This is a genomic window from Arthrobacter pityocampae (assembly GCF_002927275.1).
In the GTDB taxonomy this organism is placed as follows: domain Bacteria; phylum Actinomycetota; class Actinomycetes; order Actinomycetales; family Micrococcaceae; genus Arthrobacter_D; species Arthrobacter_D pityocampae.
The window spans coordinates 1-17,853 of sequence record NZ_PRKW01000006.1 but is presented as its reverse complement, the minus strand read 5'-3'; the positions used below and the strand labels follow the sequence as shown (position 1 = coordinate 17,853).

Here is a 17,853-nt window from a genome sequence, read left to right as displayed (position 1 = left end):
GCCCGAAGCACCTCAGGCCCGGTCCGTCAAGAGGCGAATGATAGCTACTTTCGCTTGATTCCCGCCCCTGACCTGCGAAAACACGCCCGTCGGCGTGTCGTTGCCGTGATAAACTGATTCCCGGGAAAGGGGAAAGTCCACATGGTTTTTGAGGTCGGCGAAACAGTTGTCTACCCTCACCACGGCGCAGCGAAGATCGAAGAGATCAAGATGCGCGTGGTCAAGGGCGAAGAGAAGATGTACCTCAAGCTCAAGGTAGCCCAGGGTGATCTGACGATAGAAGTACCGGCGGAGAACGTGGACCTCGTCGGGGTCCGCGACGTCGTGGGCAAGGAGGGCCTCGAACATGTGTTCGACGTCCTGCGGGCCGAGTTCACGGAAGAGCCGACCAACTGGTCACGCCGCTATAAGGCGAACCTCGAGAAGCTCGCCTCCGGCGATGTCATCAAGGTTGCCGAGGTAGTACGCGACCTCTGGCGCCGCGACCACGACCGCGGCCTGTCGGCAGGGGAGAAGAGGATGCTCGCCAAGGCGCGGCAGATTCTCATCTCCGAACTCGCACTGGCGGAGAAGACCGACGAAGAGAAGGCGGCAAGCGTTCTCGACGAGGTTCTCGCCTCCTAGGGAGCGGAACGACCACGAAAGAGGGACCCCCCGGGTCCCTCTTTTTCGTTGCGCTGTCATAGGGTGACGGAGTGTCCGCGAGAAATCCGCAGTACCCCACCCCGGTCGAGGTCGGCGTCGTCATCGTCGCGGCAGGCTCCGGCCAACGCCTCGGCCACGGCATCCCGAAGGCCCGTGTCCTCTGCGGCGGACGCCCCCTCCTTGACCACGCCGTCGACGCCGTGCTCCGGTCGGACGTCGCCACCGCCGTCGTCGCGGTGCTCCCGGAGGACGACGACGTCCTGGCCGCCGTCGTCGCGGAGGCGGCCACCCGGTACGCCGGCCGCACGCACGATACCGCAGGGACGCGCACCCCGGTCCGTATCTCGTCCATCACGGGAGGTTCCACCCGGACAGCGTCGGTGCGTGCCGGGATCGACGCCCTGCCGCCGACGATCGGCATCGTGCTGGTCCACGACGCGGCGAGGGCCCTCACGCCCCCTGCCGTCTTCCGGCGGGTCGCGAGCGCCGTCGCCGACGGCGCGCCGGCAGTCGTCCCCGTCCTGCCGGTGGTGGACACGGTCAAGGTCGTCGACGGCGACCTCGTCACGGCGACCCCGGATCGCGCCGCCCTACGGGCCGTCCAGACCCCCCAGGGCTTCGACGCCGTCGCCCTGCGTGCAGCGCATGCCGGTGACGCCGCAGCCCACCCCGGCATCACGGACGACGCCATGCTCATGGAGGCACTGGGGCACGCGGTCCACGTCGTCGAGGGGGACCCCCTGGCCTTCAAGGTCACGACGCCGCTCGACCTCGTCATCGCCGAAGCGGTCCTCGCGCAGGAGTCCGCGGGCAGCATCGCGAGCCCGGGCGACCAGGATCCTGGCCAGGAGCCGGATCGGGACCCCGACCAGGAGCCGGACCCGGCCACCATCCCGACCACCAGCAGGAGCAGCCGTGTACCTGAGTGAGCACCTCCACCTTCCCCGCACCGGGATCGGCGTCGACGTCCACGCGTACGCTGCCGACGGCCAGGCTGACGCCACCCCGCTCTGGCTCGCCGGCCTGCTGTGGGAGGGGGAGCGCGGACTGTCGGGACACTCCGACGGCGACGTGGTGGCCCACGCAGCAGCCGACGCCCTGTTCTCCGCGGCCGGTGTGGGCGATCTCGGGACGCACTTCGGCACGGACCGCCCCGAGTACGCCGGGGCTTCGGGTCACACCCTCCTGTCGGCCGCCGCACGGATCGTACGGGACGCAGGATTCGACGTCGGCAACATCGCCGTCCAGCTCATCGGCAACCGCCCGAAGTTCGGACCACGCCGGGCCGAGGCGGAGGCCGTGCTGTCCGACGCCGCACAGGCCCCAGTGAGCATCTCCGCCACCACCACGGACGGGCTCGGCCTCACCGGCCGGGGGGAGGGCGTCGCAGCCATCGCCACCGCCGTCGTCGTCCGGTCTGCTCCGCGGACGACGCCCCCTGCTTCGCAGGGCTGACACCCGCCGCCGGGTAATCTGGACCGGTGAGCCTGCGATTCTATGACACCGCCCGTGCCGAAGTGCGCCCCTTCGAACCTCTCGAACCGGGCAGGGCGAGTCTCTACTATTGCGGCGCCACCGTGCAGGGCATGCCCCATGTCGGCCACGTCCGGTCCGCCATCGCCTTCGACCAGCTCACCCGCTGGCTCGAGGCACGCGGCCTGCGCGTCACCGTCGTCCGGAACGTCACCGACATCGACGACAAGATCCTCGCCCGGTCCCAGGACTCCTTCCGCCCGGGAGCCACCGACGAGGACCCCTCCCTGAAGCCGGAGGAGCAGTGGTGGGCCCTGGCCTTCCGCTTCGAGCAGGAGTTCCAGCGGGCCTACGCGGCGCTCGGTGTCCGGCCCCCCACCTACGAGCCACGCGCCACCGGGCACATCCCGGAGATGCACGCCCTCATCCAGCTCCTCATCGACCGCGGTCACGCCTACCCGGCACCGGACGGCTCCGGCGACGTCTACTTCGACGTCCGTTCCTGGCCCGCCTACGGCAGTCTGACGCGGCAGGACATCGACGATATGCAGGCCGCCGCCGACGCCGACCCGCGGGGCAAGAAGGATCCGCGGGACTTCGCCCTCTGGAAGGGGTCCAAGGAGACCGACCCGCCGACGGCGTCCTGGCCGAGCCCCTGGGGTGCGGGCCGCCCCGGCTGGCACCTCGAATGCTCCAGCATGGTGACCCGGTACCTCGGAACGGAATTCGACATCCACGGCGGCGGACTGGACCTGCGTTTCCCCCACCACGAGAACGAGATGGCGCAGTCCCAGGCCGCCGGTCACGCGTTCGCCCGCTTCTGGATGCACAACGGGATGGTCACCTACGGTGGCGAGAAGATGTCGAAGTCCATCGGCAACACCGTGAGCCCGCAGGAGATGATCGACGACGCCGGCCCCCGCGTGGTGCGCTACTACCTCGGCCAGGCGCACTACCGCTCGGTGCTCGACTACCGCGAGACCTCGTTGCAGGAGGCGGCCGCCGCCGTGGCGCGCATCGACGGCTTCATCGCGAAGGCGTCCGCCCGCGTCGGTGCGCCCGACCGTGGAGCACTCTCGTCGGCGGATCTCCCCGCGGCCTTCGTGGACGCGATGGACGACGACCTCAATGTGCCCCAGGCCCTCGCGGTCCTCCACACCACGGTGCGCTCCGGCAACACCCGCCTCGCCGGGGGCGACGACGACGCCGTGCGCGCCGATCTCGCCGCCGTCGTCGCCATGACCGGTGTCCTCGGGCTCGACGACGCCGGAGCCTCCGCCATGGTCGGGGACACCGCCGCAGCCGCTGCCCTCGACGCCCTCGTCGGCGATCGCATCGCTGAACGCAGTGCCGCCCGCACAGCACGGGACTGGGCCAGGGCGGACGCCATCCGGGATGCGCTGGCAGCTGCCGGAATCATGCTGGAGGACACCCCCGACGGCGCCACCTGGTCGCTCTCGGAGGGCTGACCAGGGCTCCGGCCGACGGCGCGGGGCGTCCGCGAATCAAGGTCCGGACAACGCCGGAAGGCGCCCGCAGCACGCCCTCGGCAGAGGTCCGGACGCAGCCGGGAGAATGCGTGCTGAGGGAGCCGACGCGCTCCGCGTAAACTGGGGTCGATTCTTCTTCTATATAAAGGTGTTCTTCCATGGCCAGTCACGGACGTCCAGGCGCGGTTCGCAAAACGAAAAAGGGCCCCACCATCGGCACCGGCGGCCACGGACGCAAGTCGCTCGAGGGCAAGGGCCCCACCCCCAAGGCGGAGGACCGCCCCTACCACAAGTCGTACAAGAACAAGGAGCTGGCCGAGCGCTCGGCGGCGAAGCGGGCCGGCGGCAAGAGTGCCGGCACGGGACGCACGAAGGGCAAGGCGGCCGAGGAGGTCGTGACCGGCCGCAACTCGGTGGTCGAGGCCCTCCGTGCCGGCATCCCGGCGAAGGCGCTGCACGTCGCCATCCGCATCGAGATGGACGACCGCGTCCGCGAGTCGCTGAAGATGGCAGCCGAACGCGGCATCCCCGTCATGGAGACGGGCAAGCCCGAACTGGACCGCATGACCGACGGCGCAGTGCACCAGGGACTCATGCTGCAGATCCCGCCGTACGAGTACGCGGACGCGCTCGACCTCGTCGACGAGACCATCGAACGTTACCGGCGCGGGCACATCGGCAACGCCCCGCTCTTCGTCGCCCTGGACGGCATCACCGATCCCCGCAACCTCGGCGCCATCATCCGGTCGGCGTCGGCCTTCAGCAGCCACGGCGTGATCGTCCCCGAGCGGCGCGCCGTCGGCGTGACGGCGTCGGCCTGGAAGACCAGCGCCGGTGCCGCCGTGCGCGTCCCGGTCGCCCGTGTCGGCAACCTCAACTCCGCGCTGAAGTCCCTCAAGGCCAAGGGCATCTTCGTCCTCGGGCTCGACGGCGACGGCGACGTCTCCCTCCCGGAGCTGTCCCTCGGCCGCGACCCCATCTGCATCGTCGTCGGCTCGGAGGGCAAGGGCCTGTCCCGCTTGGTGCGTGAGAACTGCGACCAGATCGTGTCCATCCCCATCGAGTCCGCCATGGAGTCGCTCAACGCCTCGATGGCCGTGGGGATCACGCTGTACGAAGTCTCCCGCCAGCGTTCCGCCTGACCATGCTGAACCCCGCCCCGTCGCCCCGCCCATCGCGTGAGTTCCCGCTCGGACTCCACGGCATCACCGGAGCGTGGGGGCGGGACGCGCATGCCAACGCCGCGGTCTGGGCGCCTGCCATCCCCTCCATCGACGTGCACTGGCGCCGCCCGGACGGCACCTGGACGTCGGAGACGCTGGTGGGGCTCGACGGCGGCGTGCACCACGGCGTCGTCGGTCCGGTGTCCCCGGGCTCCCTGTACGCCTTCTGGCCCACCGGCACGGAGCTGCCCGGCACGGTCGGCGAGGCGCAGCTGCTCCTCGACCCCTACTCCCGCGCGATCGAGGTCGTCGACACACCGCCCGGGGCCGACGAACCGACGTCACGCTCCTACTACTCCGTGTTCCTCGAGCACGCCTTCGACTGGGGGACGAGCGAGCGGCCGCACACCCCGTGGCGGGACACCGTCATCTACGAGGCCCACGTCAAGGGACTCACGAAGCTCCATCCGGACATCCCGACGGAGCTGCAGGGCACGTATGCCGGGTTGGGACACCCCGTCATGCTCGATTACCTGCGCGACCTCGGGGTGACCGCCGTCGAGCTCCTGCCCATCCACTTCCACCTCGACGAACCGCACCTCGAGCCGCTCGGTCTCGGCAACTACTGGGGGTACAACACCCTCGGGTTCTTCTCGGCCCACACCGACTACGCGACGGCGGCCGCACGGGCCGCCGGCCCCGCCGCCGTGCTCGACGAGTTCAAGGGCATGGTCCGCGCACTCCACGAGGCCGGACTCGAGGTGATCCTCGACGTCGTGTACAACCACACGGCCGAGGGTGAGCAGCACCGGCCGGCCCTCTGCTGGCGTGGACTGGGCGACCTCGACTACTACCGGCACGACCACACGGGGCACTACGTGGACACGACCGGCTGCGGCAACAGCCTGGACTTCTCCCAGCCCCGGGTGGTCGAGTTCGCACTGGAGTCGCTGCGTTACTGGGTGGAGGAGTGCCAGGTCGACGGCTTCCGGTTCGACCTCGCCGTCACGCTGTCCCGCGACGAGCGCAACACCTTCACCCCGAGGCACCCCTTCCTGGTCGCAGCCGGCGCCTCCAAGGCGCTCCGCGGCACGAAGCTCATCACCGAACCATGGGACATCGGCCCGGACGGATGGCAGACCGGGCGGTTCCCCGTGGGCTGGGCCGACTGGAACGACGGCTTCCGCGACACGGTCCGCGACTTCTGGCTCCGCGACATCGCCTCCCTGACCCAGGGCGGCACCGGGTCCTCACCCGCCCGGCTCGCGGGCTGCCTCGCCGGCTCGGCGAACACCTTCGCGCACTCGGGCCGCAGCGCCCTGGCCTCCGTCAACCTCGTCACCGCCCACGACGGCTTCACGCTCGCCGACCTGACGGCGTACGAGCGCAAACACAACGAGGCCAACGGCGAGGGCAACCGAGACGGTCACAACGACAACCGCAGCTACAACCATGGTGCCGAGGGTCCCACGGAGGACGAGGGGATCCTCGCGGCCCGCGAACGGACCGCCCGCAACATCATGGCCTCGCTGCTCATCTCGCTGGGCGTCCCGATGATCACGGCCGGCGACGAGTTCGGACGCACCCAGGCCGGGAACAACAACGCCTACTGCCAGGACAACGAACTCGCCTGGGTGCACTGGCCCGACGACGCCGCGTCCCGGCGCCTGCTCGGATCGACCCGCACCCTGCTCGCCATCCGGCGGGCCTTCCTGGCCGAGCAGCCGCCGTCCTTCCCGTCCCGCGGCGACCAGTCGACCCTGCTGTGGTTCAACGCCGCCGGGCTGCCGATGACCGCACAGGAGTGGGAGGACCCCCGGACCCGGACCGTGCAGTTGATCCTCGGATCGGCCGGGGGGACGGTCAACGGGCTCGTCGTGATCAACGGTTCGCTCGAGGAGACCCGCATCCACCTGCCCTCGGCGTGGATCCTGCAGCAGCAGGGCGTCGAACGGGAGCAGCCCCGCGCGTTCCGGCCGGTGTTCGACTCCGCGTCACGCGAACCGGCACCCGCCCGCGCACGACTGCGGTCGGGTGAGGCGGACACCGTCGCCGCCGACTCGGTCCGTATCTACCGCTGCTGATACCCGGACCTGCTCACAGGTACTGCTGCTGACGCGGCGCCCGCCAACCGCGGTAGCTGACCGTCCGTCGTCCGGCCATCCGCGGGTGCTGACCGTCCGTCGTCCGGCCTCCTCCGGCTCTGGGACGGCCGGCGTCTCGTGGAGGGACACGCGGTCCGCCCCCGGAAAGCCGGGAACGACGGCGGGGGAGTGGCCCACAGCGCGGTTGACCTCGGGAGCGACGGCGGGCGGAGCCACTCGCAGCCAGACCGGACCCGGGCACAGCAGGAGCCCGGAACCTCAAGGTCCCGGGCTCCTGCGGTGCCGGTCAGGCGTTGACGACGAGGCCCAGTTCCGCCTTCGTAGCGAGGGTCGCGTGCTTCGGCAGCACGCGCACCGTGTAACCGAAGGAACCGGAATGGTCGATCCTGATGCCCCCGGTGAACAGGTAGCGGCCACTGCCGAGGTTCTCGGCGACCTCCAGGTCCTGGACCGTCACGTCACTCAGCTCGTCGGTCTCGAGGGCGCGGCCGTAGGCCACCTCGACGGCGACGTCCTCGGGATCCAGCCCTCCGAGGGACACATAGGCGTTGACCGTCAGCGAATCACCGATCTGCGGGTCCTCCGTGACGCCCGAGGAATCGACGTGTTCCACCTGGACGGCAGGCCAGTTGCCCTGCACACGGGAACGCCACGCGGCGGTCCTCTTCGCGAGCGAGTAGCTGTCGGCTGCTGCGGCGTTGCCGGCGCGCCAGGCCGGACGGTACAGCTTCTCCACGTAGTCCTGCAGCATGCGCTCGGCCGATACCGCCGGGCCGAGCGTCGCCATGGTGTGCTTGATCATCGCGATCCACTGGTGCGGCACACCGTCGCGTGAGGGCTCCGACGGCCCTGCGGCCCCGGCTCCCTCGGCGGGGACCTGCGAGTAGAAGCGCGGAGCGACCTGCGTTTCCAGGAGGTCGTACAGGGCGTCGGCCTCGATGTCGTCGCGCTCGTCGGCGGACGCTCCGTTGTTGGCCGTCGGGATGGCCCAGCCGTTGTCGCCGTCGTACATCTCGTCCCACCAGCCGTCCAGCACGGACAGGTTGAGGCCACCGTTGATAGCCGCCTTCATGCCCGATGTGCCACAGGCTTCCAGCGGCCGGAGCGGGTTGTTCAGCCAGACGTCACAGCCGGGGAACAGGGTGCGGGCCATCGCGATGTCGTAGTTGGGCAGGAAGACGATCCGATGGCGGACCTCGGGGTCGTCGGTGAAGCGGACCAGGTCCTGGATCATCCGCTTGCCCTGCTCGTCCGCCGGGTGCGACTTCCCGGCGATGACGAGCTGGATGGGATGCTCGGAGTGCAGGAGCAGGGCCTTCAGGCGCGCCGGGTCACGCAGCATGAGCGTGAGGCGCTTGTAGGTCGGCACACGGCGGGCGAAGCCGATCGTGAGGATGTCTGGGTCCAGCACGGAATCGGTCCAGCTCAGGGCGGCGTCGGCTGCGCCGCGCTTCTTCCACGAGGAGCGCAGGCGCTGGCGCACGTCGTCCACGAGATTGGAGCGGAGGTTGCGGCGCAGTGCCCAGACATCGGTGTCCGGCACGTCGTACACCCTGCTCCACTGCGGATCGAGGACGGACTCCGCACCGAAGCTGGTCCGGGCGAAGTCCGCGATCTGGGGATCCACCCAGCTGGGCACGTGCACGCCGTTGGTGACCGAGGTGATGGGCACCTCCTGGGTGTCGAATCCCGGCCAGAGCCCGGAGAACATGCCGCGCGACACTTCGCCGTGCAGCTTCGCCACACCATTGGCACGCTGCGCGAGGCGGAGACCCATGACGGCCATGTTGAACTTCGACCGGTCGCCGTCGTCGTAGTTCTCCGCACCGAGGGCCAGGACGCGGTCCGTGGGTACGGCCGGCGCGAGGCCGGCGTGGAAGAAGTGCTCGATCTGCGCGCGGTCGAACCGGTCGATACCGGCCGGCACGGGGGTGTGGGTGGTGAAGACGGTCGAGGCCCGGCCGGCCGTGAGCGCCTCCTCCCAGGTCATGGGGGATTCGTTGGACGGGTCCATGAGCTCACGGATGCGCTCGATGCCGAGGAAGCCCGCGTGACCCTCGTTGGTGTGGAACACCTCGGGCGCCGGGGTGCCGGTGAGTCGCTCGAAGATCCTCAGGGCCTTCACGCCGCCCATGCCGAGGAGCAGTTCCTGCTGCAGCCGCTGGTCCCCGCCGCCGCCGTAGAGACGGTCGGTGACGTTGCGTGCTGCCTCGTCGTTCCCGGGCACGTTGGAGTCGAGGAGCAGCAGGGGGACGCGCCCGACGTCGGCACGCCAGATATGCGCGGAGAGGTGGCGGCCGTTGGGCAACGGCAGCACCACCTTCGCCGCCGAGCCGTCCTGCTCGCGGAGCAGGGTCAGGGGCAGCCCGTCCGGGTCGAGGACGGGGTAGGTCTCCTGCTGCCAGGCGTCACGCGAGAGGGACTGCTTGAAGTAGCCGGACTGGTAGAGCAGGCCGACGCCGATCAGGGGGATGCCGAGGTCCGAGGCGGACTTCAGGTGGTCGCCGGCCAGGATGCCGAGGCCGCCGGAGTACTGGGGGAGGACGGCGGCGATGCCGTATTCGGGGGAGAAGTAGGCGATGCTGCGGGGCGCGTCGTCACCGAGCCCCTGGTACCAGCGCGGCTGCGTCAGGTAGTCGTCGAGGTCGGCACCGACCTCCTGGATGCGTTGCACCAGCGCCTCGTCACCGGCGAGCTGCTCGAGCTTCTCGCGGGTCACGGAGCCGAGGAAGGACACCGGGTCGTGACCGCTCTCCTCCCAGGCGGCGGGGTCGATCTCCTCGAACAAACGCGAGGTCGGCAGGTGCCACGACCAGCGCAGGTTGCCCGCGAGTTTGCCGAGCGGGGCGATCTTCTCGGGGAGGACGGTTCGGACGGTAAATCTGCGGATTGCCTTCACCCCGGTTACGCTAGCGCACTCGCCGAGAGGTATGGCAGAGGCGTTCCGTAAACGCTTGCTCGGTGTGTTACCGACGCGGATGTTACGCAAAGCCCCCTTAGCAATTCGGCCCATTACTCGCTAACGTCATACGGGTGACCACCACTACGGACCAGAACCGAAATGCCCCTTATCCCGAAGGACTGCGATTCGGCCGCATTCCCATCACCGCGGTCAGCCCCGTTGTCGAGGACGGACGTTTCCCGGCCAAGGCACTTCCAGGCTCGGACATCGCCGTAGGCGCCACCGTCTTCAGGGAAGGACACGACCAGCTAGGTGTCTCGGCCGTCCTGTACGACCCCCGGGGCAAGGAGGTGCAGCGCATCCGGATGACGCCTGTCGGCTCCGGGCTGGATCGCTGGGCCGGAACCCTGACCCCGCGTGCGAAGGGCCTGCACACCTTCACGATCGAGGGCTGGTCCGACCTCTTCGGGACGTGGGAGCACGACGCCACCATCAAGATCGCAGCCGGCGTCGACGTCGAGCTGATGCTGATGGAGGGTGCAGCACTCTTCACCCGTGCAGCAGGGGAGCGCAGCGCACGTGATGCGGCGCTCTTCCGCCGCACTGCGGCGGTCCTCGCCGATGCCTCCCTGAGCGTCGACGAGCGTCTCGCCGCGGGCCTGACCCCCCAGATCCACGAGGCGGTCGCCCGCCAGCCCATCCGCGCACTGGTCACCGCGTCCCGTGCGTACCCGATCGACGTCGAGCGGGCACTCGCAGGCCGCGCCGCCTGGTACGAGTTCTTCCCGCGCTCCGAGGGCGCCACCTACGACCCGGAGACGGCGCAGTGGACCTCCGGTACGTTCCGGGACGCCGCCAAGCGACTCGACGCCGTGGCCGCCATGAACTTCGACGTCGTCTACCTGCCGCCGATCCACCCGATCGGACACACGCACCGCAAGGGTCCGAACAACACCCTCACCGCCGGCCCCGGCGATCCGGGCTCGCCCTGGGCCATCGGATCCGCGGAGGGCGGCCACGACGCCATCCACCCCGATCTCGGCACCTTCGAGGACTTCGACGCCTTCGTCGCCCGTGCCGGCGAGCTCGGGCTCGAGGTGGCCCTCGACCTCGCGCTGCAGGCAGCACCGGACCACCCGTGGGTCCGGACGCACCCCGAGTGGTTCACCACCCGCGTGGACGGCACCATCGCCTACGCGGAGAACCCTCCGAAGAAGTACCAGGACATCTATCCGATCAACTTCGACAACGACCCCCAGGGTCTGGCGAAGGAGATCCTGCGGATCGTCCTCATGTGGGTCCAGCACGGCGTGAAGATCTTCCGGGTGGACAACCCGCACACCAAGCCCGTCCAGTTCTGGGAGTGGCTCATCGCGAAGGTCAACAAGAAGCACCCCGATGTCATCTTCCTGGCCGAGGCCTTCACACGCCCGCCCATGATGCACGCCCTCGGCCGCGCCGGGTTCCAGCAGTCCTACTCCTACTTCACCTGGCGCAACACGAAGACGGAGCTCGAGGAGTACTTCACGGAGATCAGCCAGGTCTCCCCGGCCTACTTCCGGCCCAACTTCTTCGTCAACACCCCGGACATCCTGACCGAGTACCTCCAGTACGGCGGCCCGGCCGCCTTCAAGATCCGCGCCGTGCTCGCCTCCATGGCCAGCCCGCTGTGGGGTGTCTACTCCGGGTACGAGCTCTTCGAGCACGTGGCCCGGCCCGGCGCCGAGGAGTACATCGACAACGAGAAGTTCCAGTACCGTCCGCGGGACTACGCAGCAGCCGAGGCCGAGGGCCGGTCACTGGCCCCGTTCATCACCCGGCTCAACGCCATCCGCCGCGCACACCCCGCGCTCGGTGACCTCGAGAACCTCACCATCCACAGCAGCACCGACCCGGCCACGCTGGTCTTCGTCAAGCACAAGCAGACGGCGGAGGGCAAGGACACGATCATCGTCGTCGTCAACGTCGATCCGCACAGCACCCGCGAGAGTACGGTGTCGCTCGATCTGGCAAAATTGGGCCTCGACGCAGCCGACGTCGACGAGACCGGGACGTTCCTCGTGGACGATCTCATCACGGGTCAGACCTTCGCCTGGGGCGAACACAACTACGTCCGGCTGGATGCCCATGTGGAACCGGCTCACATTCTCTCAATCAGGAGGCAGCACTAGTGCCCAACCCCTTCCAGCTCAATGCACCTGGACTGGCCCACGACCCCCTGTGGTACCGCAAGGCGGTCTTCTACGAGGCTCTGGTGCGCGGCTTCGCCGATGCGAACGGGGACGGCTCCGGTGACCTGTCCGGTCTGATCGAGAAACTGGACTACCTCCAGTGGCTCGGCGTCGACTGCCTTTGGCTGCCCCCCTTCTTCAAGTCCCCGCTGCGCGACGGCGGGTACGACATCTCGGACTACTACGACGTCCTCGACGAATTCGGCTCCCTCAGCGACTTCAAGCGCCTCGTCGCGGAAGCGCATGCACGCGGCGTCCGGGTCATCATCGACCTGCCCGTGAACCACACCTCGGACCAGCACCACTGGTTCCAGGAATCGCGCCGCGACCCCGAGGGGCCGTACGGTGACTTCTACGTCTGGAGCGACACCGACGAGAAGTACGAGGACGCACGAATCATCTTCGTCGACACCGAGGAGTCCAACTGGACGTTCGACCCGGTGCGTCGGCAGTTCTTCTGGCACCGGTTCTTCAGCCACCAGCCGGACCTCAACTTCGAGAATCCCAAGGTGCAGGAAGCCATCTTCGACGTCGTGAAGTTCTGGCTCGACCAGGGCATCGACGGATTCCGCGCTGACGCCATCCCGTACCTGTTCGAGGAGGAGGGCACCAACTGCGAGAACCTGCCGAAGACGCACGAGTTCCTGAAGCGACTCCGTGCCATGGTCGACGAGACCTACCCCGGCCGGGTCATCATCGCTGAGGCGAACCAGATGCCGGACGAGGTCGTCGAGTACTTCGGTGACGCCGAGGGCCCGGAGTGCCACATGGCGTTCCACTTCCCGATCATGCCGCGGCTCTTCTACGCGCTGCGTGACCAGAAGGCCGCGCCCATCATCGAGACGATGAAGGACACGCCGGACATCCCGGCCGGAGCGCAGTGGGGCACCTTCCTCCGCAACCACGACGAACTCACGCTCGAGATGGTCACCAGCGAGGAACGCGAAGCCATGCTCGGTTGGTACGCGCCGGATCCCCGCATGCGGGCGAACGTCGGTATCCGCCGTCGGCTGTCCCCGCTGCTGGACAATTCACGGGCCGAGGTGGAGCTCATCCACGCCCTCCTGCTGTCCCTGCCCGGTAGCCCGTTCCTGTACTACGGGGACGAGATCGGCATGGGCGACAACATCTGGCTGGAGGACCGCGACGCGTCACGTACGCCGATGCAGTGGAACCCGGACCGCAACGCCGGCTTCTCCCCGGTGGACCCCGGCAAGCTGTACCTGCCGGTCGTCCAGTCGCTCGTCTACCACTACAACCACGTGAACGTGGAAGCCCAGATGGCCAGTTCGAGCTCACTGCTCCACTGGGTGCGCCAGATGCTCGCGGTACGCAAGACCCACCCCGCCTTCGGTCTGGGCTCCTACCGGCATGTCGCCGTCGAGTCCGAGCACGTGCTCGCCTTCCTCCGCGAGATCAACGACGGCAATGCGGAGGGCGAGCAGGCGGAGTCGGTGCTGTGCGTCTTCAACCTCTCGCAGCACCCGGTCGCAGCGAAGATGCGGCTGCCCGAGTTCGCCGGCCGCGGCCTGCGGGACCTCTTCGGCGGGTCGATCTTCCCGGCCTTCGGCGAGGACGGAGAGGTCACCCTGACGCTCGGCAGCCACGACTTCTTCTGGCTCCGCGTCCGTTCGGCCAGCTCCAACACGTCCTCCCCGCACACCCAGGCCATCCCGGTCATCCCCATCCCGGAGGCGATCCGATAATGGCGGTCCACACACCGTTCGTCCCGGAGATCCTCACGGCGTGGCTTCCCACCCAGCGATGGTTCCCCGCACGGGGGCAGTCGGTCGACCTGACGGTCGTCGGCGGCGCCGTCCTCGAGGACCCGACGGGCGCAGCGAGCTTCGAGGTGCACTTCCTCGCGGTCGATTCGGGACGCCGCACCGACGTCGTCAGCGTGCCGATCAGCTATCGCAGCGCACCGCTCGACGACGCCGCGTCCGGCCTGATCGGTCAGGTGGACCACCCCGCGCTCGGGCGGCGGTACGCCTACGACGCGACGCACGACCCCGCTTTCGTGCGCCTCTGGGTCGATTTCATGCTCGGCGCGGGCAGTGCCTCGGACGGTCGCCTGACGGGCGTCGCCATCAAGGCACCGGCCCACCAGGAGCCCGGCGTCGTCCAGCCCGTGAAGGTCCTGCAGGGCGAGCAGTCGAACACCTCGGTGATCTACGGCTCCGGACCCGGGTCCATGATCGTGAAGTTCTTCCGGGTGCTCGCGGCCGGGGACAGCCCCGACGTGGAGCTCAGCGCCCAGCTCACCGCGGGCGGCTCCACCGACACGCCGGACACCTTCAGCTGGGTGACGGGCACCTGGCAGCACGCCGGGGCGGAACCGGGCCACCACGTCACGGGTCACGTCAGCGTGCTGCGCGACTTCGTGGAGGGCAGCACCGACGCCTGGCGCACAGCATCGCTCGCCGCCTCCACCGCCACCGACTTCACCGCGGAGGCGCGCGGACTCGGGCAGGCCGTCGCGAGGATCCACCGGCAGCTCGACACCGCCTTCGGGCACCGTCAGGCGACCGAGGCCGAGAAGAAGGACTTCCGGGAAGCACTCACGGCGCGCATCCGGTGGGCCTGGGAGGAAGCCGGCGACGCCGTCGGGCCGCTCGGCGCAGAGGTCGAGCACATCATCGGCGCCGTGGAGACGCTCGAGGACATCCCGCCCCTGCAGCGGATCCACGCCGACCTGCACCTCGGCCAGATCCTGCAGGCGCCGGACGGCACCTGGCTCGTCATCGACTTCGAGGGCGAGCCCCTTCGGCCCACGGCCGAGCGGAGCGTCCCCGACGTGCCGCTGCGCGACGTCGTCGGCATGGTCCGCTCGCTCGAGTACGCCGCGGCATCACGAGGCGCAGCACCCGTCGGCTCGCCCGCGGCGGTCGAGGCCGAGCAATGGTCCATCGCTGCCCGTGAGGCGTTCCTCGCGGGCTATGCGGAGGAGGCCGGTGCGCCCGTCGACACCGACGGCCCGCTCTTCCGCGCACTCTGGCTCGACAAGGCCCTGTACGAAGTCGTCTACGAGATCCGCAACAGACCGGACTGGGTCGAGATGCCCGTCCGGGATGTCCGACGCGCCCTGGGTGCACACCCCGGTGCGGACGCCACGAAAGCAGCTGACATGAATCCTCCGAAGAAGTCCGCCCCACGCAAGGGTGCCGGCAAGGAAACCCTCGCGGGCAAGGCAGCAAAGGCAGTCACCGAGACCGCGAAGACCGTGGCCGACAAGGCGAAGAGTGCGACGGCGGACATCGCCGAGAAGGCGAAGGACGCGGCCCCGGCGGCGAAGGCCCCGGTCTCCGCTGCCGACCTCACGCCCGTCGCCGTCGAGCAGTCCGTGCTGCAGCAGGTCTCCGAGGGCTCCTACCACCAGCCCCATGCGGTGCTGGGCGCCCACCTGAACAGCGACGACGTCGTCACCATCCGTACGCTGCGTCGCCTGGCCGGCTCGGTCGTCGTCGTCACCGGAAGCGGCAGGACGGAGCTGACCCACGAGCACAACGGCATCTGGGTCGGCGCGCTGGCAGCCGAGAACTCCGGGCACGTCCCCGACTACCGGCTCGAAGTGACCTACGACGGCGGCCCCATCACGGTCGACGACCCCTACCGGTTCCTGCCGACCCTCGGCGAGATCGACATGCACCTCCTCGGTGAGGGCCGGCACGAGACCCTGTGGACCGCGCTGGGCGCGCACGTCCGCCGGTACTCGTCCGTCCTCGGCGACATCGAGGGCGTCTCCTTCTCCGTCTGGGCCCCGAACGCCCGCGCGGTCCGCGTCATGGGCGAGTTCAACGGCTGGGACGGCAGCGTCAACGCGATGCGCGTGCTGGGCAGTACGGGCATCTGGGAGATCTTCATCCCCGGGGCCGCTGCCGGAAGCGTCTACAAGTTCGAGATCCTGGGCAGCGACGGGCAGTGGCGCCAGAAGGCCGACCCAATGGCGCGGGGCACCGAGATCCCACCGCTCACGGGTTCGAAGGTCGTCGAGTCGAACTACGTCTTCGGCGACGACGAGTGGATGCAGGCACGAGCCGCCACCGATCCGCACAACGGGCCCATGAGCGTCTACGAAGTGCACCTGGGTTCGTGGCGCCAGGGTCTGAGCTATCGGGAACTGGCGGAGCAGCTCGTGGAGTACGTCTCCTGGCAGGGCTTCACCCACGTGGAGCTCATGCCCGTCGCCGAACACCCCTTCGGCGGGTCGTGGGGCTACCAGGTCACCTCCTACTTCGCGCCGACGGCCCGTTTCGGGTCGCCCGACGACTTCAAGTACCTCATCGACAGGCTCCACCAGGCCGGCATCGGCGTCATCATGGACTGGGTCCCCGCGCACTTCCCCAAGGACGAGTGGGCGCTGGCCAACTTCGACGGCGGCACCCTCTACGAGCACGGCGACCCGTTCCTCGGTGAGCACCGGGACTGGGGCACGCTCATCTTCGACTTCGGTCGTCGTGAGGTCCGCAACTTCCTCGTGGCCAACGCCCTGTACTGGCTCGAGGAGTTCCACATCGACGGTCTGCGGGTCGATGCCGTGGCGTCGATGCTGTACCTGAACTACTCCCGCGAGGAGGGCCAGTGGCGGCCGAACAAGTTCGGCGGCCAGGAGAACCTCGAAGCCATCTCCTTCCTCCAGGAGGTCAACGCGACCGCCTACAAGAGGGCCCCGGGAATCGTCATGGTGGCCGAGGAGTCGACGGCGTTCGACGGCGTCACCAGGGCCACCAGTGCCGGAGGCCTGGGGTTCGGCATCAAGTGGAACATGGGCTGGATGCACGACACCCTCGAATACATCGCCGAGGATCCGATCAACCGGATGTACCACCACGGCAAGGCCACGTTCTCCATGGTGTACGCGTACACGGAGAACTTCATGCTGCCCATCAGCCACGACGAGGTCGTACACGGCAAGGGTTCCCTCCTCCGCAAGATGCCGGGGGACCGCTGGCAGCAGCTTGCCAACGTCCGCGCCTATCTCGCGTTCCAGTGGGCGCACCCGGGCAAGCAGCTGGTCTTCATGGGAACCGAGTTCGCCCAGGAGGCCGAGTGGGCCGAGCAGCACAGCCTCGACTGGTGGCTCACGGACACCCCCTCCCACAAGGGGGTCCAGGAACTCGTCCGGTCGCTGAACGCCGTGTACCGGGAGACCCCGGCGCTGTACGCACGGGACAACGAGCCCGCCGGCTTCCAGTGGATCGACGAGAACGACGGCGAACACAACACGCTGTCCTTCATCCGCTGGGACCACCAGGGCAACCCCCTCGTCTGCATCGCGAACTTCGCCGGCGGCCCGCACGAGGGGTTCCGTGTGGGACTGCCCTGGGCGGGGGAATGGACCGAGGTGCTCAACACCGACGCCGAGGAGTTCGGCGGATCGGGTGTCGGCAACTCCGGACCGGTGACTGCCCACGAGGGGGCGCACAACGGCCAGCCCGCCTACGGCGACGTCCGCGTCCCGCCGCTGGGCGTGCTCTACCTGAAGCCCGCCACCTCCTGACGCTGGACGCCCACAGCGGCGGACCCCGATCCGGGGTCCGCCGCTGCTTTGCATCCGGTGCCTGCCGGTGCTATCGTTTATATCCGCGCCGACGAAGTAATCTGGTCGGCCGATCACCACAGCATCGGGATTCACCTCCTGTCCACGCGGACGGGAATGGAGAACGAAGCGACGGAGATCGGCGGATTTGCGGTTACGGGGTGGGTGCGGGTAAGCTTGAAAAGTTGCTCCGGAGCGAGGACATGACGGTTTGGTCGTGTGTGGTGCCGGTTGTTCCTGTTGTTTGAGAACTCAATAGTGTGCCAAGTTTGTTGATACCGATTGTTTGTTGATTGGTTGAATTG

10 protein-coding genes are annotated in these 17,853 nt (G+C 68.7%); 9 read left to right on the top strand and 1 reads right to left on the bottom strand.

The annotated features are described in order from the left end of the window. Positions 1-141 precede the first annotated feature (141 nt). The 6 genes from C4K88_RS14035 (at position 142) to glgX (ending at position 6,855) form a co-directional block, all read left to right on the top strand. Positions 142-624, top strand: coding sequence for a CarD family transcriptional regulator (locus tag C4K88_RS14035; RefSeq protein WP_043443336.1), 483 nt, complete (start codon positions 142-144; stop codon positions 622-624). A gap of 71 nt (positions 625-695) precedes the next feature. Next, positions 696-1,574 carry a 2-C-methyl-D-erythritol 4-phosphate cytidylyltransferase gene (gene ispD, locus C4K88_RS14030; RefSeq protein ID WP_104122273.1) on the top strand — a complete coding sequence of 293 codons (879 nt, stop codon included), beginning with the start codon at positions 696-698 and terminating at the stop codon, positions 1,572-1,574. Next, the gene (gene ispF, locus C4K88_RS14025) at positions 1,567-2,100 is read left to right on the top strand and encodes a 2-C-methyl-D-erythritol 2,4-cyclodiphosphate synthase (protein WP_104122523.1); all 534 of its coding nucleotides are present in this window, start codon (positions 1,567-1,569) and stop codon (positions 2,098-2,100) included. Before ispD ends, ispF begins: the two co-directional genes overlap by 8 nt. Before the next feature lie 26 nt (positions 2,101-2,126). Further along, complete coding sequence (cysS, locus tag C4K88_RS14020) at positions 2,127-3,587, top strand: cysteine--tRNA ligase (RefSeq protein ID WP_104122272.1); 1,461 nt, start codon at positions 2,127-2,129, stop codon at positions 3,585-3,587. Between the two features lie 179 nt (positions 3,588-3,766). Next, positions 3,767-4,750 carry a 23S rRNA (guanosine(2251)-2'-O)-methyltransferase RlmB gene (rlmB, locus tag C4K88_RS14015; RefSeq protein ID WP_104122271.1) on the top strand — a complete coding sequence of 328 codons (984 nt, stop codon included), beginning with the start codon at positions 3,767-3,769 and terminating at the stop codon, positions 4,748-4,750. Positions 4,751-4,752: 2 nt separating this feature from the next. After that, positions 4,753-6,855: a glycogen debranching protein GlgX gene (gene glgX / locus C4K88_RS14010; RefSeq protein WP_104122270.1), complete on the top strand. Its 2,103-nt coding sequence runs from the start codon at positions 4,753-4,755 to the stop codon at positions 6,853-6,855. A gap of 307 nt (positions 6,856-7,162) precedes the next feature. Here the strand turns inward: glgX and glgP are convergent, their stop codons facing one another. Then, positions 7,163-9,775, bottom strand: coding sequence for an alpha-glucan family phosphorylase (glgP, locus tag C4K88_RS14005; protein ID WP_174705250.1), 2,613 nt, complete (start codon positions 9,773-9,775; stop codon positions 7,163-7,165). Between the two features lie 134 nt (positions 9,776-9,909). Between glgP and C4K88_RS14000 the strand changes: the two genes are divergently transcribed. From C4K88_RS14000 to glgB, 3 genes are read left to right on the top strand one after another with little or no spacing between them, the layout of a single operon-like run. Next, positions 9,910-11,949 (top strand): alpha-1,4-glucan--maltose-1-phosphate maltosyltransferase, encoded by a 2,040-nt coding sequence (locus tag C4K88_RS14000; protein WP_104122268.1) that lies wholly within the window; start codon positions 9,910-9,912, stop codon positions 11,947-11,949. Beyond that, positions 11,949-13,715 carry a maltose alpha-D-glucosyltransferase gene (treS, locus tag C4K88_RS13995; protein WP_104122267.1) on the top strand — a complete coding sequence of 589 codons (1,767 nt, stop codon included), beginning with the start codon at positions 11,949-11,951 and terminating at the stop codon, positions 13,713-13,715. The genes C4K88_RS14000 and treS overlap by 1 nt, the downstream gene beginning before the upstream one ends. Next, positions 13,715-17,509, top strand: coding sequence for a 1,4-alpha-glucan branching protein GlgB (gene glgB, locus C4K88_RS13990; RefSeq protein ID WP_104122266.1), 3,795 nt, complete (start codon positions 13,715-13,717; stop codon positions 17,507-17,509). The genes treS and glgB overlap by 1 nt, the downstream gene beginning before the upstream one ends. The last annotated feature ends 344 nt before the right edge of the window (positions 17,510-17,853 follow it).